The 17,620-nt window shown below is 40.9% G+C and carries 13 protein-coding genes; 9 read left to right on the top strand and 4 right to left on the bottom strand.

All coding sequences use genetic code 11. The features are described 5' to 3' along the window. Positions 1-74: 74 nt before the first annotated feature. Positions 75-2,300, bottom strand: coding sequence for a S9 family peptidase (locus PSH50_RS19185; protein ID WP_004586850.1), 2,226 nt, complete (start codon positions 2,298-2,300; stop codon positions 75-77). A 112-nt stretch (positions 2,301-2,412) separates the two neighbouring features. Between PSH50_RS19185 and PSH50_RS19180 the strand changes: the two genes are divergently transcribed. Next, the gene (locus tag PSH50_RS19180) at positions 2,413-2,817 is read left to right on the top strand and encodes an HIT domain-containing protein (protein WP_273587916.1); all 405 of its coding nucleotides are present in this window, start codon (positions 2,413-2,415) and stop codon (positions 2,815-2,817) included. Positions 2,818-2,861: 44 nt separating this feature from the next. On the opposite strand, the gene PSH50_RS19175 is transcribed toward PSH50_RS19180, so the two are convergent. Further along, positions 2,862-4,562, bottom strand: a complete 1,701-nt coding sequence (locus PSH50_RS19175; protein ID WP_273587915.1) for a Zn-dependent hydrolase — start codon at positions 4,560-4,562, stop codon at positions 2,862-2,864. Positions 4,563-4,837: 275 nt separating this feature from the next. Here PSH50_RS19175 and PSH50_RS19170 point away from each other — a divergent pair, with 275 nt between their 5' ends. Next, a complete protein-coding gene (locus PSH50_RS19170; RefSeq protein ID WP_004586853.1) occupies positions 4,838-5,677 on the top strand; it encodes an HDOD domain-containing protein in 840 nt (279 codons plus the stop codon). 81 nt (positions 5,678-5,758) lie between these two features. Here PSH50_RS19170 and rdgC read toward each other — a convergent pair whose 3' ends face one another. Then, entirely contained in the window at positions 5,759-6,667 is a 909-nt protein-coding gene (gene rdgC, locus PSH50_RS19165) for a recombination-associated protein RdgC (protein ID WP_004586854.1), read from the bottom strand. 83 nt (positions 6,668-6,750) lie between these two features. Beyond that, positions 6,751-8,508, bottom strand: coding sequence for a HAMP domain-containing sensor histidine kinase (locus PSH50_RS19160; RefSeq protein WP_004586855.1), 1,758 nt, complete (start codon positions 8,506-8,508; stop codon positions 6,751-6,753). A 372-nt stretch (positions 8,509-8,880) separates the two neighbouring features. Here PSH50_RS19160 and PSH50_RS19155 point away from each other — a divergent pair, with 372 nt between their 5' ends. The 7 genes from PSH50_RS19155 (at position 8,881) to ribD (ending at position 17,614) form a co-directional block, all read left to right on the top strand. Then, positions 8,881-9,249: a response regulator gene (locus tag PSH50_RS19155; protein ID WP_024031682.1), complete on the top strand. Its 369-nt coding sequence runs from the start codon at positions 8,881-8,883 to the stop codon at positions 9,247-9,249. A gap of 229 nt (positions 9,250-9,478) precedes the next feature. Then, complete coding sequence (gene thrA / locus PSH50_RS19150) at positions 9,479-11,896, top strand: bifunctional aspartate kinase/homoserine dehydrogenase I (RefSeq protein WP_004586857.1); 2,418 nt, start codon at positions 9,479-9,481, stop codon at positions 11,894-11,896. A 9-nt stretch (positions 11,897-11,905) separates the two neighbouring features. After that, positions 11,906-12,841, top strand: coding sequence for a homoserine kinase (thrB, locus tag PSH50_RS19145; RefSeq protein WP_029773773.1), 936 nt, complete (start codon positions 11,906-11,908; stop codon positions 12,839-12,841). 11 nt (positions 12,842-12,852) lie between these two features. After that, on the top strand, positions 12,853-14,136 hold the full coding sequence (gene thrC / locus PSH50_RS19140) for a threonine synthase (protein ID WP_029773772.1): 1,284 nt from the start codon (positions 12,853-12,855) through the stop codon (positions 14,134-14,136). Between the two features lie 270 nt (positions 14,137-14,406). Continuing rightward, positions 14,407-15,663, top strand: coding sequence for a serine hydroxymethyltransferase (gene glyA, locus PSH50_RS19135; protein WP_024031685.1), 1,257 nt, complete (start codon positions 14,407-14,409; stop codon positions 15,661-15,663). A 365-nt stretch (positions 15,664-16,028) separates the two neighbouring features. Then, on the top strand, positions 16,029-16,478 hold the full coding sequence (nrdR, locus tag PSH50_RS19130) for a transcriptional regulator NrdR (protein ID WP_004586861.1): 450 nt from the start codon (positions 16,029-16,031) through the stop codon (positions 16,476-16,478). A 2-nt stretch (positions 16,479-16,480) separates the two neighbouring features. Further along, positions 16,481-17,614 carry a bifunctional diaminohydroxyphosphoribosylaminopyrimidine deaminase/5-amino-6-(5-phosphoribosylamino)uracil reductase RibD gene (ribD, locus tag PSH50_RS19125; RefSeq protein ID WP_273587914.1) on the top strand — a complete coding sequence of 378 codons (1,134 nt, stop codon included), beginning with the start codon at positions 16,481-16,483 and terminating at the stop codon, positions 17,612-17,614. Positions 17,615-17,620: the final 6 nt, after the last annotated feature.

Raw genomic sequence — 17,620 nt, 5'->3', positions numbered from 1 at the left:
GGCTTACTAACTTATTAAGACAAAAAAAAGGCTGATTTTTCAATCAGCCTTTAGTCTATTTAGTCGTCATATGATTATTTAACATCAAAATGTCGATTAAAGAAGTTTGTGATGGTTTGGTGTAAATGTGTTTGCACCTGTTTACCGCGTAAGCTGTGTTTTGAGCCTGGGTAGGTCATCATTTCAAACTGTTTTTCGTTATCTTGTAGTTGTTTAAATAATTTAGTGGCGTGGGTAAATAACACGTTGTCATCGGCCATGCCATGGTAAATCATTAACGGGCCTTTTAAGCCATCAGCGTATGGGAATACGGCGCTGTCTTCGTAGCCTTTGGCATTGGTTTTTGGATGGCCAAGGTAGCGCTCAGTGTAATGGGTGTCGTAAAGTGCCCAGTCAGTAACTGGAGCACCTGATACACCGGCTTGAAAGTAATCGCCCGCTTTAAACATGGTCATTAGGGCCATGTATCCGCCATAACTGTGGCCATAAATACCAATGCGTTGTGGGTCTACGTAATCAAGCGTGCGTAAAAACTCAACGCCTTTAATTTGATCTGCTACTTCTACAACACCTAAGTGTTTGTAAATAGCGTCTTCAAACTTTTTACCACGGTTGTATGAGCCTCGGTTATCGAGCTGAAAAATAACATAGCCTTGTTGCGCCATGTATTGAAAGTACAAGTTTTTGCTGCGCCAGCTATTTGTTACGCGTTGAGCATGCGGGCCGCCGTATACATTAACAATTACTGGGTGCTTTTTACCGTCTGCAATATTACTTGGTTTAAACAAGCGGTAATGCATTACTTGACCATCTTCTGCTTTAATTGTGCCGTACTCTGGAGTTGCTAAATCACTTAAATAAGGTGTTAATGGGTGGCTATCATCAAGCTTATTTTGTTCAAGCCATGTGATAAATTCGCCATTTACTTTACGTAGTGCCGCCGAGTTAGGCTTGTTTACCGATGAGCTATTATCAATAAACGTTTTGCTGTCTTTAGCCATTACCACTTTGTGGTATTGGCCTTGTTCGGTGATGCGCTTAATATTGCCTTTTTTAAACAGTGGTGCGCTGTATAAATGGCTTTCAAGCGGGGTGTCTTTACGTCCTGCAAAGTACACTATGCCTTTTTTCTCATCCACGCCTTTTAAGCTATCAACAACCCAGTCTCCTGAAGTGATTTGTCGAATTAGCTGGCCATTAGTGCGGTACAAATAAAGGTGTTTAAAACCATCGCGCTCAGAAGCCCATACAAAATGCTTTTTGTCTTTTAAGAAATGCAGATCAAAGTTTAAATTGATCCACGTATCGCTGTTTTCTGTTAGCGCTACTTTTTGCGTTTTAGTATCGCTATTGTAAAAACGTAGTTCTAACTTATGTTGTGAGCGGTTTTGCCATTGATACGAAAGGGTAGTGCTGTCTTTTAGCCATTTAGCACGTGCAATGTAAATGTCTTTATCGTCGCCTAAATCAACCCAGTCAACGTTTTGATTATTTAAAGACACAACGCCCAGTTGTATTTCAACGTTGTCGGTGCCTGTAAATGGGTAACGTTGATTAAATAGCTTTACTTCGTCTGCATAAATTTCGTTACGGATAGCTTCTTTTACTGGGGTTTCATCTACGCGAGTGAATGCAATTTTAGATTCATCGCCAGCCCACCAGTAGCCAGTCATACGGCTCATTTCTTCTTGTGCTACAAATTCAGCCATGCCGTTTTTAATAACGCCGCCGCCATCTTTGCTCAGTTGTATTTCTTTACCTGAATCAAGTGCTAAAGCGTAAAGGTTTTGCTCGCGAATAAACGATACATAGTTACCTTTAGGAGAAAAACGGGCATCGGTTTCAAACGCTTCTGTATTGGTAAGTTTTTTACTTTTACCAGATGCAAGCTCGTAATAATACAGGTCACCATTGAGTGGGAATAACAGAGCTTTGCCGTCTTTAGACCATTTGTACTCTAAAATACCTTTACCAAAAATACGTTGGCGTTCGCGGCGTGCTTTTTCCTCATCAGAGAGGTTTTCTGGGCCTGAAAACAGCTTTGCAGAATCAACCAGTATTCTGTTGGTGTTATCTTTTAAGTTGTATTCCCATAAATCATAACGGTTGTAGTCATCGGTTTTACCTTGCAGGTAAGTTACGCGGCTACCGTCTGGTGAAAACTTAAGTTGTACGGGAGCTTTACCCGACAAGCTCGGATCATCAAAAATACGCTCTAGCGATAATGGTTTTGCTTGTACGCTTAGTGCGCCAACAGCTAGCGGTAGTGCGAGGGTTAAGTGTTTTATTTTTTTTAGCACAAGGTTGCCTTAGCTTATTATAAATATTGTATTAAATGGTAAAGCTAAGCGTGTGCAACTGCAAATAAATGCTATAAAGTGGCCATTATTAAAGACTAACTAGGATGTGACGATGACGAACCACACTTTTGAACTCGCCCCAGAGCTTAAGCGCGATTGTATAGAACTGGCAGATTGGCCTTTATGTAAGGTGCTATTACTTAACGACAGCCAATACCCTTGGTTTGTATTGGTGCCCAGAAAACCTAATTTAAAAGAGATCATTGATTTATCTGATGCCGATCAAATTGTATATTTAAAAGAGTCGGCCAAACTCAGCAAACTTATTGTGCAAGTGTTTAGCCCTGATAAATTAAACGTGGCCGCTTTGGGTAATATGGTGCCGCAATTGCATATTCATCATATTGCACGTTTTACTACTGATGCTGCGTGGCCTGCACCGGTGTGGGGTAAGTTTCCTGCAAAACCATATACAGATGAGCAAATAATAGCGCTAAAAAAAGCGCTGCAGCTATAAGCTACAGCGCTTTATTAAACTATTAAAAAGTATTACGTGTTGGGTTAGTTAAGGCCTAACACGTCTTTGCCTTGTTTAAAGGTTACATCAACCGGAATATTCGCTTGGCTTAGTTTTTCTAGGTTTTTAGCAAGCTCTTCTTTAATATCGCCATGAGTGGCAATTAGTTGATCTACTTTTTCGTAATCGCCGTCACCTTGTAATGTTAAAATTAAGCGCGACAGCTTAGCCATAGCCACGCCCATTTTTTCCATATTTACACGGTATAAACCCTCTTCATTTTTAGAAAAAGCGCCTTCTTGAGCAAAAAAGTTAAAGCGGATCATGTTGGCTTTACCATGTGCGCTTGATGCACCAAAACGTACTGAGCGGAAAATACCCGCCATAAAGGTGGTGTAGTAATCTTCTAATGTGCCTTCGGTAATTTCGCCTTTTTTAAGTAACTGCTCAACCATGTATAAACCTAAAATATCGGCTTTACCTTCTTCAAGTGCACTTGCGTGCTCTTGTAATGATTGGCGCACAGTGCCTTTATTTGTAATGGTGTTTTTAATACCTAGGCCATGAGCCACTTCGTGAAACATGGTATTGGCAAAAAAGGCGTTAAAGGTAATATGCTTACGTTGCTCAGGTACAATTAACTGCTCAGCAATTGGCACTAAAATTTTATCAAATTTTGCACGCATTGCGTTTTTAAGCTGCAGGCGACGAGTGCCTTTTTCAAGTTGTACTTGCTCATCGTTTGGTAAGTTAATGGCAATAGTTTTGCTGCCCGCATTTGAGTGACCTGCATAGTAAACCACATCGTAAGCATTTAAATCGGCGTCTGAGCCTGGCACTTCTTGCTTATATTTAGCATCTACCGGTAAACCTTTTTGCAGCTCTGGTAAAAAGGCCGCAAACTTAGCTAGGCGCTCGCTCCATTTTAAATCTTTAATTAGTACATACGACTCATAAGCAGAGCGGTAGCCAAAGAGTTGATCTTCGTAGGTTTCAATTGGGCCAATAACCACATCAACTGGGTTATTTTTCATGTCCATCCAGGCAAAGTCAGAACCTTGAAAATCATCTTTTTGCAGTGCATCAGCACGTAGGTTTAAGTAGTTGGCAAATTCTTTATCATCGGCAAGCTTACTGGCTTCACGTAACAAATCTGCTGCTTTAGCTAACTCCTCAGCGTATTCTTTTGAGTAAGGCACGCTGTAAAGGTTACCTTGCTCATCACGTTTAATTAATGAGTAAAGGCCTTTTTTATCTTCTACGTCGGCATTATTTAGCTCTTCTTTTGTTATGTCGGCTGGGTAGAATTGTGCGCCAAGGGCTTTTTCTTTGTAACCTGATAAAAACGGTTCGTCACCATTTAAACGATCCCAAGGGCCGTAGTTAATATCAGCAAATTTACGTACTTTTTCATCACTTAGTTTTGCTAAAAAAGCGTCTTTATTATCGCCAAAAGCCTGCTTCCAAAATAGCTCGTCCATAATTTTAGAGGCATCGATAAGCTTAGCAACCATGGCTTTTTGATTCTCACTTAAATGAGATAGGTCGGCTTCTAGGCTAAAGTCGGTGTAAATATCTAAACGTTGTTTATCAATGTTAATTAAATCTGGGCCAGCTTGTGCGGCACTTTTTTGAGCAAGTTCTACACCTGTGGCTTCGGTCGAAGAGGGGGCTTGCTCTGAGCATGCACTAAGAAAAACGACGCCTGAGAGTAAAATTGCTTGGCTAATTTTGTTTAAGATCATTTGATTGCCTGTTAAAAAAGTAAGTTTAATTATTTGTACGCTTAAATTTAATTGCTAGCGCGTACAAACGTTTCCTTATAGTGACTGCATTAAAGCAAAACTAAATGGTAAATAGCAAGTGTTTGGCGTTGTACCGCGTCTGCAGGCGATAATAACAATTAATTTATATAATTTTCTTAACTTTATCGGTAAGTTAGATAATACTCATTGTATTACTCATTTTATCCGAGGTTAGCAGTTGCATTGCGGCCCAGAAACAAAAGGATGACAGTTCTATGTCTACAGAAAATGCACTATTAACGATTTTGGTTGATAGAATCAATAACGACACTTTGGTTTTACCTACGTTACCTGAAGTTGCAATTAAAGTGCGCCAAGCGGCCGATAACCCTGATGTAAACCTAATGCAAATGTCAGATGTGATTGGGCAAGACCCGGCTCTTTCAGCGCGCATGATCAAAGTGGCTAACAGTGCAATTATGGGCCGAGCGGTTAAAGTGTCTAACTTACAGCAAGCGGTTACGCGCATTGGTTTACGCCAAATTAAAAATATAGCAACCGCAATGGCAATGGAGCAGCTGTTTGTTTCTAATAATGAGCTAATAAAAGGCTACATGAGTAAAGCGTGGCAAAAAACGCTAAATGTGGCGGGGCACTCAATAACGCTTATGGCGTTTTATTTACAAAATAATAAACGTACATCGTTAAATAGTGACGCTATTACGTTGGCGTCGTTGGTATATAACATTGGTGTATTGCCTATTTTAACCGAAGCTGAGCGCCACCCAGAGGTGTTTGCTAACCCAAGCTTTTTAGCACATGCAATTCAAAAGCTCAGTGGTAAAATTGGTGGCTCAATTATGGGAGCGTGGGAGTTTCCACCTGAATTTGTAAATGTTGCTAGGCATTGGGCCGACCCTACGTATCGCCCTGAAGAGATTGGTTATGTTGATTTTATTCGTATTGGCGCTATTTTAGAGGGGACTTTACAGGTTTCTGATAAATCAGCGGCTTTACAAACTTACATAGATAAAGGCGTTATTCCTTCTATGCAGCTATTTTCAAGTGACGAATACAACGACATGCTCGAAAATGTAAAAGACACATTTAGCTAATTAGCAGTTATAAAGGTAAAAGCAAAAAGCACGACTAAGTCGTGCTTTTTTTGGTTTTAATAGCGCTTATAATTTTAGCGTTTATAAATCTTCTGCATCACCTAAACCGGCCGTCAGCTCTTCAAGCAGTAGCTTGATTTCTTCTGAGGCTAAAATAAAGTCAGCATCTAATTTAACCGCCATATCTTCTTTAGGAATATCGGCGTTTTCTTCTTTTAAAGTTTCTGAGTAGCTTAAACGCTTGATAGAGCCATCGTTTTGCAGCATAAACTTCAGGCGTTCTTGCCAATCAAGTGCAAGTTTGGTCACGCGTTTACCATTTTCTAGGTGCGATTTAACTTCATCACACGATAAATCATGACCTTTTAGTTTAACCTGTGCGCCACTGTCGTCGGCTTCTTCTAGCTCAGCATCAAAACCTATAGCAAAGTTTTCTGGGGTGCTGAAGTTAGTTAACCAATCAGTTAAAAATACATCTAGGTCGTAGTTTGCAAAAGCAGGTACTACCGGTAATGTGCCCAGAGACTTACGCAGCAATGCAAGTAGCTCTTCTGCTTTATTAAAACTGCCGCTGTTTACTACAACCCAGCCGTTTTCTTGGTCAATAAAAGCAAACTGTAGGCTCGATTTTTTAAACGCTTGAGGTAATAAGGTAGTCAAAATGTTTTCTTTTAACTCGTCTTTTTCTTTCTTTTTAACAGGGCGGTTTTCTTCCGCCTCTATTTGATCTACTTTTTCGGCAACCATTTCATTAACAACAGATGCAGGCAGCACTTTTTCTTCACGTTTGGCACACACTAAAATGCTTTTTTGTGAAAAATGCGCCAGCGAGTCACCATGCTTACCAAATGCTTTTGTCCAACCAAATGTAGAAAGGTCTTGAGAGCCACAAGGGCGAAATACATCTTGTTCTAACGCTTTTTCAAACTCTTCTTGAGTGTACGAAACATCTTGCTTAAAGCGATAACAAATCAGGTTACTAAACCACATAAGGTAACTTTTCCATCTTTTAAATTTGCTCAATCATAGCAATAAAATGGGGTTCTCGAAATGGCTGATTTTAAGCAAAGCCGTTATTGATTAAATAATGGCTTTGGCATGTTTTTAGGAAACTCAATATGGTAATGAAGCCCTTTGCCAGGCTCACTGCTTGCCTCTATTGAGCCGCTAAGTGTTTGCTTAACTAAGTTAAAGGTTATGTGTGTGCCTAACCCACTGCCGCCTTGGTCGCGTTTTGTAGTAAAAAATGGGTCAAACAATTTGGCTAATTGCTCTTTTGTTACGCCATTGCCGTTATCGGTGTAGTCAATAATAAGGAGTGTGTCATCGGCGCTAATATTTATATCAATATTGCCCTGCGCAATATTATCAAAACCATGAATAATTGAGTTCATAATTAAGTTGGTAAAAATTTGGCTAATTGCCCCTGCAGGCAGGTTAAGAACTAAATCATCCGGACACTGTAAATTTATGGTGTGCTTGGTTTTTTTAAGTTTAGGGTGGAGCGATAAAATTACTTCGTTTAAATAATCTTTAAAGTTAATTGTTCTTACAGCTTCACTGGCTTGGTCTACCGCTATTTGTTTAAAGCTGGCAATAAGCTCAGAGGCTCTATCAAGGTTGGTTGTAAGCAAGCTCGTGCTTTGCTTGGCTTCGTTTATAAATTCTTCTAATGCTTTAGGCGATAATGTTTTTTCTTTGTAGGCATTTTCTAACGTGTTTAAACGCTCTTGTAAAAACGATATAGCAGTTACACCAATCCCGATAGGTGTATTTATGTCGTGTGTAATACCGGCGACTAATCCGCCTAGCGCAGCCATTTTTTCGGTGCCTACTAAGCGCTCTTGAGCAAGGCTTAGCTCGTCTAGGTAGCGTTCAAGCTCTTTTTGTTTAGTTAATAATTCTTCTTCGGTGTGTCTGCGTAAATCAACTTCTTCGGTTAGTACCAGCTTTTGTTTTTCTAGTTCGTACTTTTGCTGTTGTAAATCCATCATTGCTTGGCTTAAGTTTGACGTTTTACGGGCAACATCTTGTTCAAGCTGTATATTGTGCTGGTCGAGCTTTTCGTTACTAACAATCAACTCACGTTGGGTATGCTCAAGCTCTTTTCTGTATTGAACTACTTTATCTATTAAGTTATTAAAAGACTGCTCCATAACGTTTAGCTCGTTATGCTCTTCGGTCTCAATGTCTATGTGTTGACCTTCTAAGTCATCAAGCTCTAAGTTTTCTATTTGATCGGTTAACTCGTTTAAAGGGTCGGTGAGCAGCTTTCTAAATGCCATTAAAAACAGAATGATCAAAAAGGTGGTTTTGATCATGGCGTTACCAATTAAAAAGTAAATAGATACCATTATTCGGCTAAATACCACATCGCGGCTAGAGAACAAGGTCACATCACCTACTTGAGTAGCGCGTCCCGAAAATTCAAAAATTAGGGGAAAGGTATAACCAAAGAGACCCGATTTGGTGTCCTCTATAATGACTTCCTCTTGTACGAGTTGTTGGTTATAAAGTTTGTGTATATCCAAAGAGCGCCCCAGCTGCGAAATAATTTCACCGCTGTCGTCGCGCACTATAATGCCCTCCACCATAGGTATAGCAAGCAAGCCTTCTGCGGTTGTAATTGTTTGCTTTGTGTTTAGTTCCCAAATTGCGCGTGTTAAGCTTCGGCTAAAGGTTTTTTGTAGCGTACTTAGCTCATCACGAATGTAGTCTTTAGTATTTACAAATTCTGCAAGCACCTGTCCACATGTCACCACAAAGGTAAGCAAAAAATACACTGATAAAACATTAGTTAACAATTTCTTAGAAAGGCTTTTTTGTAACATATGGGATTTACTCATCCGGTGTAATTATATCTAAGTTGCAATTTCTAACTTAAAAGTTAGTCAATAAAACCTTAAAAATAAATAAAAAATTTATATTTTAAAGAGATAGCCCAGCTATTGAGTCGTTTTGTTTTAATAATAGTGCACTAAACTGATTTAAATTAATTTTAATGGCTACTGAGATTACAAAAACGATGATTTTTAATAGGCAGCTAAGGCAATTATTAATAATGTTTGACGTTTTATTGTAAGGTTACAGTATTACATTATGCGAACAAGCAAAGTGTTAGAGTTTTAGGAACGTGTTAGAATAGCAAAAACCAACGGACGGCTCGTTTTTATAATTTTTAGAAGGTTATTTTAGTAGTTAACATGATGAAATTTTCTATATTAGTGTGTGATGACTCCACTGTTGCACGCAAACAAGTTGTGCGTTGTTTAAATGAGTGCGTGAGTGCCGACATTCAACAAGCCGCAAACGGGGCCGATGCGCTGGCGCTTTTACGCTTGCAGCAATTTGATCTTTTGTGTTTAGACTTAACCATGCCAGAAGTTGACGGCGTACAAGTGCTGGAGCGCATCAAGGCAGAAAAAATAGAGTGTTTTGTACTGGTGATCTCCGCTGATATACAACAACAAATGAAGCAAAAAGTCGCGCAGCTTGGTGCCATCGACTTTATAAATAAACCTATTAATAAATCGGCCTTAAGTGAAGTTTTGCATAAATTTGGCATTCATTAGGTTTTTTCATGTTCAAAAAGGCTGTTTTATCTTTTAATTTGGGGTTGACAGCATAGCCTTTGTTAAGGCAGTCTTAGCTCTATGAAAACAATTAATCGCGCACTGACCATTATTATTACAACCACCATTCTTACTGGATAGTGGCATAGGTCGGTGCAACAAATTTAAAGGCCTGTGTTCACTAAGAACACAGGCCTTTTTTCGTTTTATGGGATGAGGAACATAAATAATGCGCGTTTTAAAATTTGGAGGCTCTTCGCTTGCCGACTTTGCCTGTTTGCAACAAGTAGCTTTGCTGGTAAAAGCACAGTTAAAAGATGAAATGTTACTGGTACTTTCAGCACCCGGAGGTATGACTGATTCATTAGTTGCGCTGGCCAGTGCCGCTGAGCAAGGTCAAGATTTTTCTCAGCAATGGCAAGCTTTACTAAGCCGATGCGAGACATTAAAAGCAGAAGTAGAAAAAAGCAGTGGCGAAGTAACAAACTGGCCAGATTTTAATGAGCTTAAAAATAAGCTAGATGGTGTGGCGCTTATTAAGTGTTGCCCAGATCAAATTCGTGCTTTTGTAATTAGTTTTGGTGAGCGTGTTAGCGTATCGCTAATGCAAAGTTTATTAAGCTCGCACAATGCACAATACCTTGAAGCAACGCGTTGTGTTGCCTCTACTGGTGGCTACATTGATGCTGAGGCCGACTTAGTAACGAGTAAAGCACGCTTTCAAGCAGTACTTAAAGAAAACCCAGCCACCATTTACATTATGCCAGGCTTTACAGCAAGCAACGAGCAAGGCGAACTTACTACACTTGGTCGTAATGGCTCTGATTACTCGGCAGCTATTGCAGCGGCGTGTTTAGATGCTGAAATTTGCCAAATTTGGACTGACGTAGATGGTGTGTACAGTGCTGATCCGCGCTACATCAAAAAAGCGACTAAAGTTGATTTCTTATCTTATAAAGAAGCGATGGAGCTTTCTTACTTTGGCGCTAAAGTACTTCATCCTAAAACCATTTTACCGTGCGCGAAAGCGGGCGTACCGTGCGAAATTAAAAATACCCATAACCCAGATGCTCAGGGGTCATTAATTGGTAACGACTATTCATCGGATGAGCCAGTAAAAGCGCTTTCTAGCTTGCAAGACTTAGCAATGCTTACCGTGTCAGGCCCTGGCATGAAAGGTAAAGTGGGCATGGCCTCTAAGGTATTTAATGCCCTTGCGCACGATAACGTATCGATAGTATTAATTACTCAATCATCGTGTGAATTTAGCATTAGCTTTTGTGTGCACGAAAGCGATTTAGCGCTCGCGCTAGAAGCCTTGCAAAGTGCATTTGAACTTGAATTACAAGCAGGCTTAATTGAGCCGGTACAAGTACAACGTAATCTTGCCATTGTTACTTTAGTGGGCGATAACATGCGCGCACACAAAGGTTTAGCAGCACAGTTTTTTGCTTCTCTTGCACAAGCCCAAGTAAACATTGTAGCCATTGCGCAGGATTCTACAGAAAGTGCTATTTCGGCGGTTATTGATGGCGAGCTGTGTAACGATGCAGTGAAAATATGCCATGAAAACTTTTTTACGCACGTCCCTTCAATTGACGTATTTTTACTTGGCTGTGGCTTAGTAGGCCAAGAGCTTATTTCTCAGTTAGAGCGCCAGCAAGCGTGGCTTGAAAAACGTAATATTAAGTTAAACCTATATGGCGTTGCTAATTCTCGTCAATTGCATTTAGACAGCGAAGGTATTGCATTTGATGACTGGCAGCAAAAGCTTGCAGTATCAGAGCAAGCGTTTGATTTAAATTTAGTTGAGCAGTTTGTAAAACAAAATCACTTAGTAAACCCTGTGCTTGTAGATTGTACGTCTTCTGATGCGCTAGCAGCTCAGTATGTGGATTTTTTAAATGCGGGCTTCCATGTGGTTGCCGCTAATAAAAAAGCAACAACCAGCTCGTATGATTATTACCAAGACTTAATTGCAGCAACACAAAAAAATAACCGCAAGTTTTTATACGAAACAAACGTAGGTGCAGGCTTACCGGTAATCGATAACCTACAGTCGTTATTTGGTGCAGGTGATGAGTTACTTGAGTTTAGCGGTATTTTATCAGGCTCACTGTCGTACATGTTTGGTGCACTAGAAGATGGTTTATCACTTTCTGAGGCAACCATTAAAGCAAAAGAAAGCGGTTTTACAGAGCCAGACCCACGTGATGATTTATCGGGTACCGATGTAGCACGTAAATTACTTATTATTGCTCGCGAAGCCGGCATGAAATTAGAGCTTAGTGATATAGAAGTAGAGTCGGTATTGCCACAAGGTTTTGCACAGGGCGACAGCGTAGATGAATTTATGGCTAAACTGCCAAGTTTAGACGCTGAGTTTAACGACCGCATTCAAAGTGCGGCAGCAGAGGGCAAGGTACTGCGTTATGTAGGTACAATTAAAGAAGGGCACTGTAAAGTAGGTATTGAAGCGGTAGACTCATCGCATGCATTAAATGTTATTCGTGATGGTGAAAACGCATTAGCTATTTTAAGTCAATATTATCAACCACGCCCGTTTGTAATTCGTGGTTACGGTGCAGGCTCTGCAGTAACCGCTGCAGGCGTATTTGCCGACGTATTAAAAACATTATCGCGCTAGGAGAGCATTATGATAGAAGTATATGCTCCGGCGTCTATAGGTAATTTTGCAGTGGGCTTTGATGCACTTGGGGCAGCGCTTGCGCCTATTGATGGCAGCTTATTAGGTGATGTAGCTGTAGTAAGCGCCGCAGCAAGTGATGAGTTTGTTTGCTCTGGCGAATATGCGCATAAGTTACCAAGCGATGCGAGCGAAAACCTAGCATATCAATGTTTAGTGCATTTTAGAGCGCACGTTGCGCCAGATATGCCAAGTGTAAAATTAGAGCTTAAAAAGAACTTACCAATTGGCTCAGGGCTAGGTTCGAGTGCGTGCTCGGTGGTAGCAACCTTTGCTGCGCTTGATAAGTTTGCTCAAACCAATTTAAGCCAAGTTGAGCTGATTGAATTAATGGCTGATTTTGAAGCGATAGTCAGTGGCGGGCGTCATTATGACAACATTACCCCGTGTTATTTAGGGGGCTTACAGCTTACAGGCGATTTAATTCCTGATAAGTCAATTGCTCTACCAGTTGATGAAAACTGGTACTACGTAGCGGCGTTTCCTGGGTTTTCGCTTAATACCGCAAAGGCACGCTCGGTATTACCTAAAGAGCTAAGCATGCATGCAGGGGTTGAGTTTGCACAGCGTTTATCGGCATTTAGCAGTTTGTTATTAACGCAGCGTTTTGATGATGCACTGAGCATTATGCAAGACGATATAGCAGAGCCGTACCGAGCACCGTTAATAACAGGGTTTAGCGAAGCGAAAGCAAATTTGCCAGCGCTTGGTGCAGAAATTGTCAGTATTTCAGGTGCGGGCCCTACGTTATTTACAGTGTGTAAAACATTAGAAGCTGCTGAAAAATGTGCGCAGTGGTTAGCGCAAAACTATATAAATGAGCAGGGCTTTTGCCACATTTGTAAATTAGATAACGACGGCACGCGTCAATTAACAGTTTTATAGGATAGGCATTTATGCAATTACATAATTTAAAAGAAAATTCTCAAAAAGTGTCGTTTGTTGAAGCGGTAAAAACAGGGCTTGGGCGTAATCAGGGGGTATTTTTCCCTGAAAGCTTAGCGCCACTCGCCGATGTAGATGCGTTATTAGATATGGACTTTGTTACCCGCAGTAGCAAAATTTTATCGCACCTTATTGGGGATGAATTACCCGCTGATACCGTTGCACAAATGGTTAAAAATGCGTTTAACTTCCCCGTAAAATTGGTAGAGGTTGAAGACAATAACTATTGTTTAGAGCTTTTTCATGGCCCTACGCTTGCGTTTAAAGACTTTGGCGGGCGCTTTATGGCTGAGTGTTTAGCACAGTTTAATCAAGGCGAAAAAGTCACGATTTTAACGGCAACCTCTGGCGATACTGGCGCTGCTGTAGCGCATGCATTTTACAACAAGCCAAACATAGATGTGGTTATTCTATACCCTAAAGGCAAAATTTCGCTTGCTCAGCAAAAGCTATTTACTACGCTTGGGAACAACATTCATTGTTACGCGGTTGATGGCAGTTTTGATGATTGCCAAGAGCTGGTTAAAAAGTCGTTTTTAGATGACGAAGTTAAATCTACACTTGGCCTTAATTCAGCTAACTCAATCAACATTAGCCGCCTAGTGGCACAAGTATGTTATTACTTTGAAGCCATTGCTCAGCTACCAAAAGAAAAGCGTGCTACAGCGCATATTTCAGTCCCTAGTGGTAACTTTGGTAATGTATGTGCCGCCATGATTGGTGCTGTAATTGGTTTGCCAGTGGGTAAACTAAGCGCGACTACAAATCAAAACGACACAGTGCCACGTTACATGCTTGATAAAAATTGGGCGCCAAATGCCACACTTGAGTCGCTTTCAAATGCGATGGATGTGAGCAAGCCAAATAACTGGCCACGTGTGCAAACAATGTTAGATAATAACTGGTTTAGCTACGATAATTTTTACTCAACCAGTGTGAGCGAAGAAAATACGCAAGCAGTGATGAAAAATATTCAACAAACTGGTTATGTTGCAGAGCCGCATACCGCCATTGCATACCAAGGTCTTGTAGAGAATAAAGCACCCGGCGCAGCAGGTATCTTTTTAGCAACTGCTCACCCTGCTAAGTTTAAAGAAAGCGTAGAAGAGATCCTAAATATTGAACTTGATATGCCAAAACCACTTAGCGACGCACTTGCTAAACCTTGTTTAGCAAGCGACATTAACCCTGATTATGAAGCGTTACGCACTGAAATACTCGCTAAGTTAGGCTAACTAACTTAGCGTTAAAAAAGCGGCTTTGGCCGCTTTTTTTGTATTTTTAACGCGCTAAATAAAGTATTTATCATTAACTAATTAAATGTAAAAAATAAAAATCATTTAAATTATTAATGCATTTATAAAAAAATATCATCTTAAAAACGCTGTGAAATAGATTCAATCCCTGTTTAAATATCCTCAACTTAAGAGCGTAGGCAAAGAGTCGTTTAAAGCGTACAATAAAGCCTCTAAAAAACACCATACACGTTGCCCTAGGAGACCCCAATGTTAGAACGTAGCATGAATATTTCGGATTTTGATCCAGAGTTATTTGACGCGATAAACAAAGAAACTGCTCGCCAAGAAGAGCACATTGAATTAATCGCATCAGAAAACTACTGTAGCCCACGCGTACTAGAAGCACAGGGTTCGCAGCTTACAAACAAATACGCAGAAGGTTACCCGGGCAAACGTTACTATGGCGGTTGTGAGCACGTAGACGTTGTTGAACAGCTTGCAATTGATCGTGCTAACGAGCTATTTGGTTCTGACTACGCAAACGTTCAGCCACATGCGGGTTCTCAAGCAAATGCAGCTGTTTTCTTAGCATTATTAGAAGCGGGCGACACTGTGCTTGGTATGAGCTTAGCTCATGGTGGTCACTTAACGCACGGTTCACACGTAAGCTTCTCAGGTAAGCTATACAATGCAATCCAGTACGGGCTAGACGAAGCAACTGGCGAAATTGACTACGCACAGGTAGAAGCGCTAGCACTTGAGCACAAACCAAAAATGATTATTGGTGGTTTTTCTGCGTACTCAGGTATTGTTGATTGGGCTAAATTCCGTGAGATTGCTGATAAAGTAGGTGCTTACTTATTTGTTGATATGGCTCACGTTGCAGGTTTAATTGCCGCGGGTGTTTACCCAAGCCCAGTACCTCACGCGCATGTTGTAACAACAACAACACACAAAACATTAGCAGGTCCTCGTGGTGGTTTAATTATTTCTGCTTGTGGCGACGAAGCAATTTACAAAAAGCTTAACAGCGCTGTGTTCCCAGGTGGCCAAGGTGGTCCTTTATGTCACATTATTGCTGCAAAAGCAGTGGCATTTAAAGAAGCTCTACAACCAGAATTTAAAACATACCAAGCACAAGTAGTTAAAAATGCTCAAGCTATGGTTGCTGTTATGCAAGAGCGCGGTTACAAAATCGTATCTGATAAAACAGAAAATCACTTATTCTTACTTGATTTAATCGATAAAGATATCACAGGTAAAGATGCAGACGCAGCGCTTGGCAATGCAAATATTACTGTGAACAAAAACTCTGTACCAAACGATCCTCGCTCACCGTTTGTTACTTCTGGTTTGCGTATTGGTTCACCTGCAATTACGCGTCGAGGCTTTAAAGAAGCTGAATCGAAAGAACTTGCTGGCTGGATTTGTGACGTATTAGACAACATCAACGATGAGTCAGTACAAGCGCAAGTTAAAGAAAAAGTTAAAGCAATTTGTGCAAAACTACCTGTATACGCTTAATTGCATAAGCAGCAGTAATTTAGATCACAACAAGGGGCCTGTTTACCTTTCGAGGTTTAATTTGCAGTAGTATGTTTGGTTTTTAGGCAAGGCAGAGTCTATGTAGTGTGGTTACTCCACACAAATAGGCGATAACGCAGCATAAATGCCAAACATGCACTGCCCTCGGGTTCGTCCTAGGGGCGATTTACTCTTTGTTGCTCGGTTTTTACTTAGCCCACTAGGTTACAAACCTCGCGCCGCGATCAAATCACCCCTAGATAGAACAAATTTAATCCTGAAAGGCCAACAGGCCCTATTTTTTTGCTAAGATAAAAGGCCGCTAAATAGCGGCCTTTTTTGTTTTAAAACGGAAGTACCGAGTTATGCATTGCCCATTTTGTACCGCAAAAGATACTAAAGTTATTGATTCTCGCCTAGTCGGCGGAGGCCACCAAGTTCGCCGTCGTCGTGAATGTAACGAGTGTCACGAGCGATTTACTACCTTTGAAGGCGCCGAGTTAGTTATGCCACGTGTGATTAAACAAGATGGCAGCCGAGAGCCCTTTAATGAAGATAAGCTACTCAATGGCCTTAATCGCGCCCTAGAAAAACGCCCTGTTAGTACAGAGCAAGTGGATGAAGTGGTTAATATTATTAAATCGCAGTTGCGTGCTACCGGCGAGCGAGAAATATCAAGTCACCTTGTGGGTGAGTGCATAATGGAGGCGCTTAAAAAACTGGATAAAGTAGCCTATGTGCGGTTTGCCTCTGTGTATCGCTCGTTTGAAGATATACGCGAATTTGGTGAAGAAATTGCCCGTTTAGGGGAGTAATAATGCAAAACCAAATAACCTTTACTGCGCAAGATGAAATGTACATGGCACGTGCCATCGAGCTTGCTAAAAAAGGGCGATTTACAACCACCCCCAATCCTAATGTAGGGTGTGTTTTAGTTAAAGATAACCACATAATTGGTGAAGGGTTTCATCAATTAGCTGGGCAGGGGCATGCTGAGGTTAATGCTCTTGCTGTAGCAGGTGAAAACGCAATAGGCGCGACAGCGTATGTTACGCTTGAACCGTGTAGCCATTACGGACGCACTCCGCCGTGTGCAGAGGGCTTAAAAGCGGCAGGTGTAGTAAAAGTTATTGCAGCTATGGTCGACACCAACCCTCAAGTAGCAGGTAAAGGGCTTAAAATACTCAGCGATGCCGGTATTGAGGTGGCATTTGGGCTTTTAGAGCAGCAAGCGCGCGCACTTAATTTAGGCTTTTTTAAGCGTATGGAGCACGGGCTTCCGTATGTTACGTGTAAAATGGCGGCCAGCATTGATGGTAAAACCGCGCTTAAAAATGGCCAAAGTAAGTGGATCACCGGCAGCGCTGCGCGACAAGATGTACAATTACACCGAGCACAAAGCTGCGCTATTTTAACGGGCGCCGATACGGTTATTACCGATGATGCTAAGCTCAATGTGAGGTTAAGCGAGTTGCCACAGGCTTTGCCTACCGATTTACCCCTACGCCAACCGGTGCGTGTTATAATTGACTCACAAAATAGGCTTACACCAGAGCTGGCAGTATTTAATATTGAAAGTGAAATAATAATTTTTACTACCAAGGTTGATAAATCAACGCAGTGGCCGCATTTTGTAAGGCATATAGAAGTGCCACAGCAAAATAACAAAGTTAATTTAACGTCTGTTTTAGCGCACCTTGCTAAGCTGCAATTTAATCATGTTTATTTAGAAGCGGGTGCTACACTTGCCGGTAAAATGACAGAGCTTAATTTAATAGACGAATATATATTTTATTTAGCGCCTAAACTAATGGGGTGCGATGCAAAAAGCTTAGTTAATTTTGCACCGCTAACAGATATGCAAAACACCGTTAATTTGACGTTTAAAGAGTGTGTGAAAATAGGCGATGATTTACGTATAACCGCCACAAAACACATTCCAATCACTTAATTAAAA

The organism is Pseudoalteromonas sp. Angola-7 (assembly GCF_028599255.1).
Classification (GTDB): Bacteria; Pseudomonadota; Gammaproteobacteria; order Enterobacterales; family Alteromonadaceae; genus Pseudoalteromonas; species Pseudoalteromonas atlantica.
This window is presented reverse-complemented; position numbering and strand designations above follow the sequence as displayed.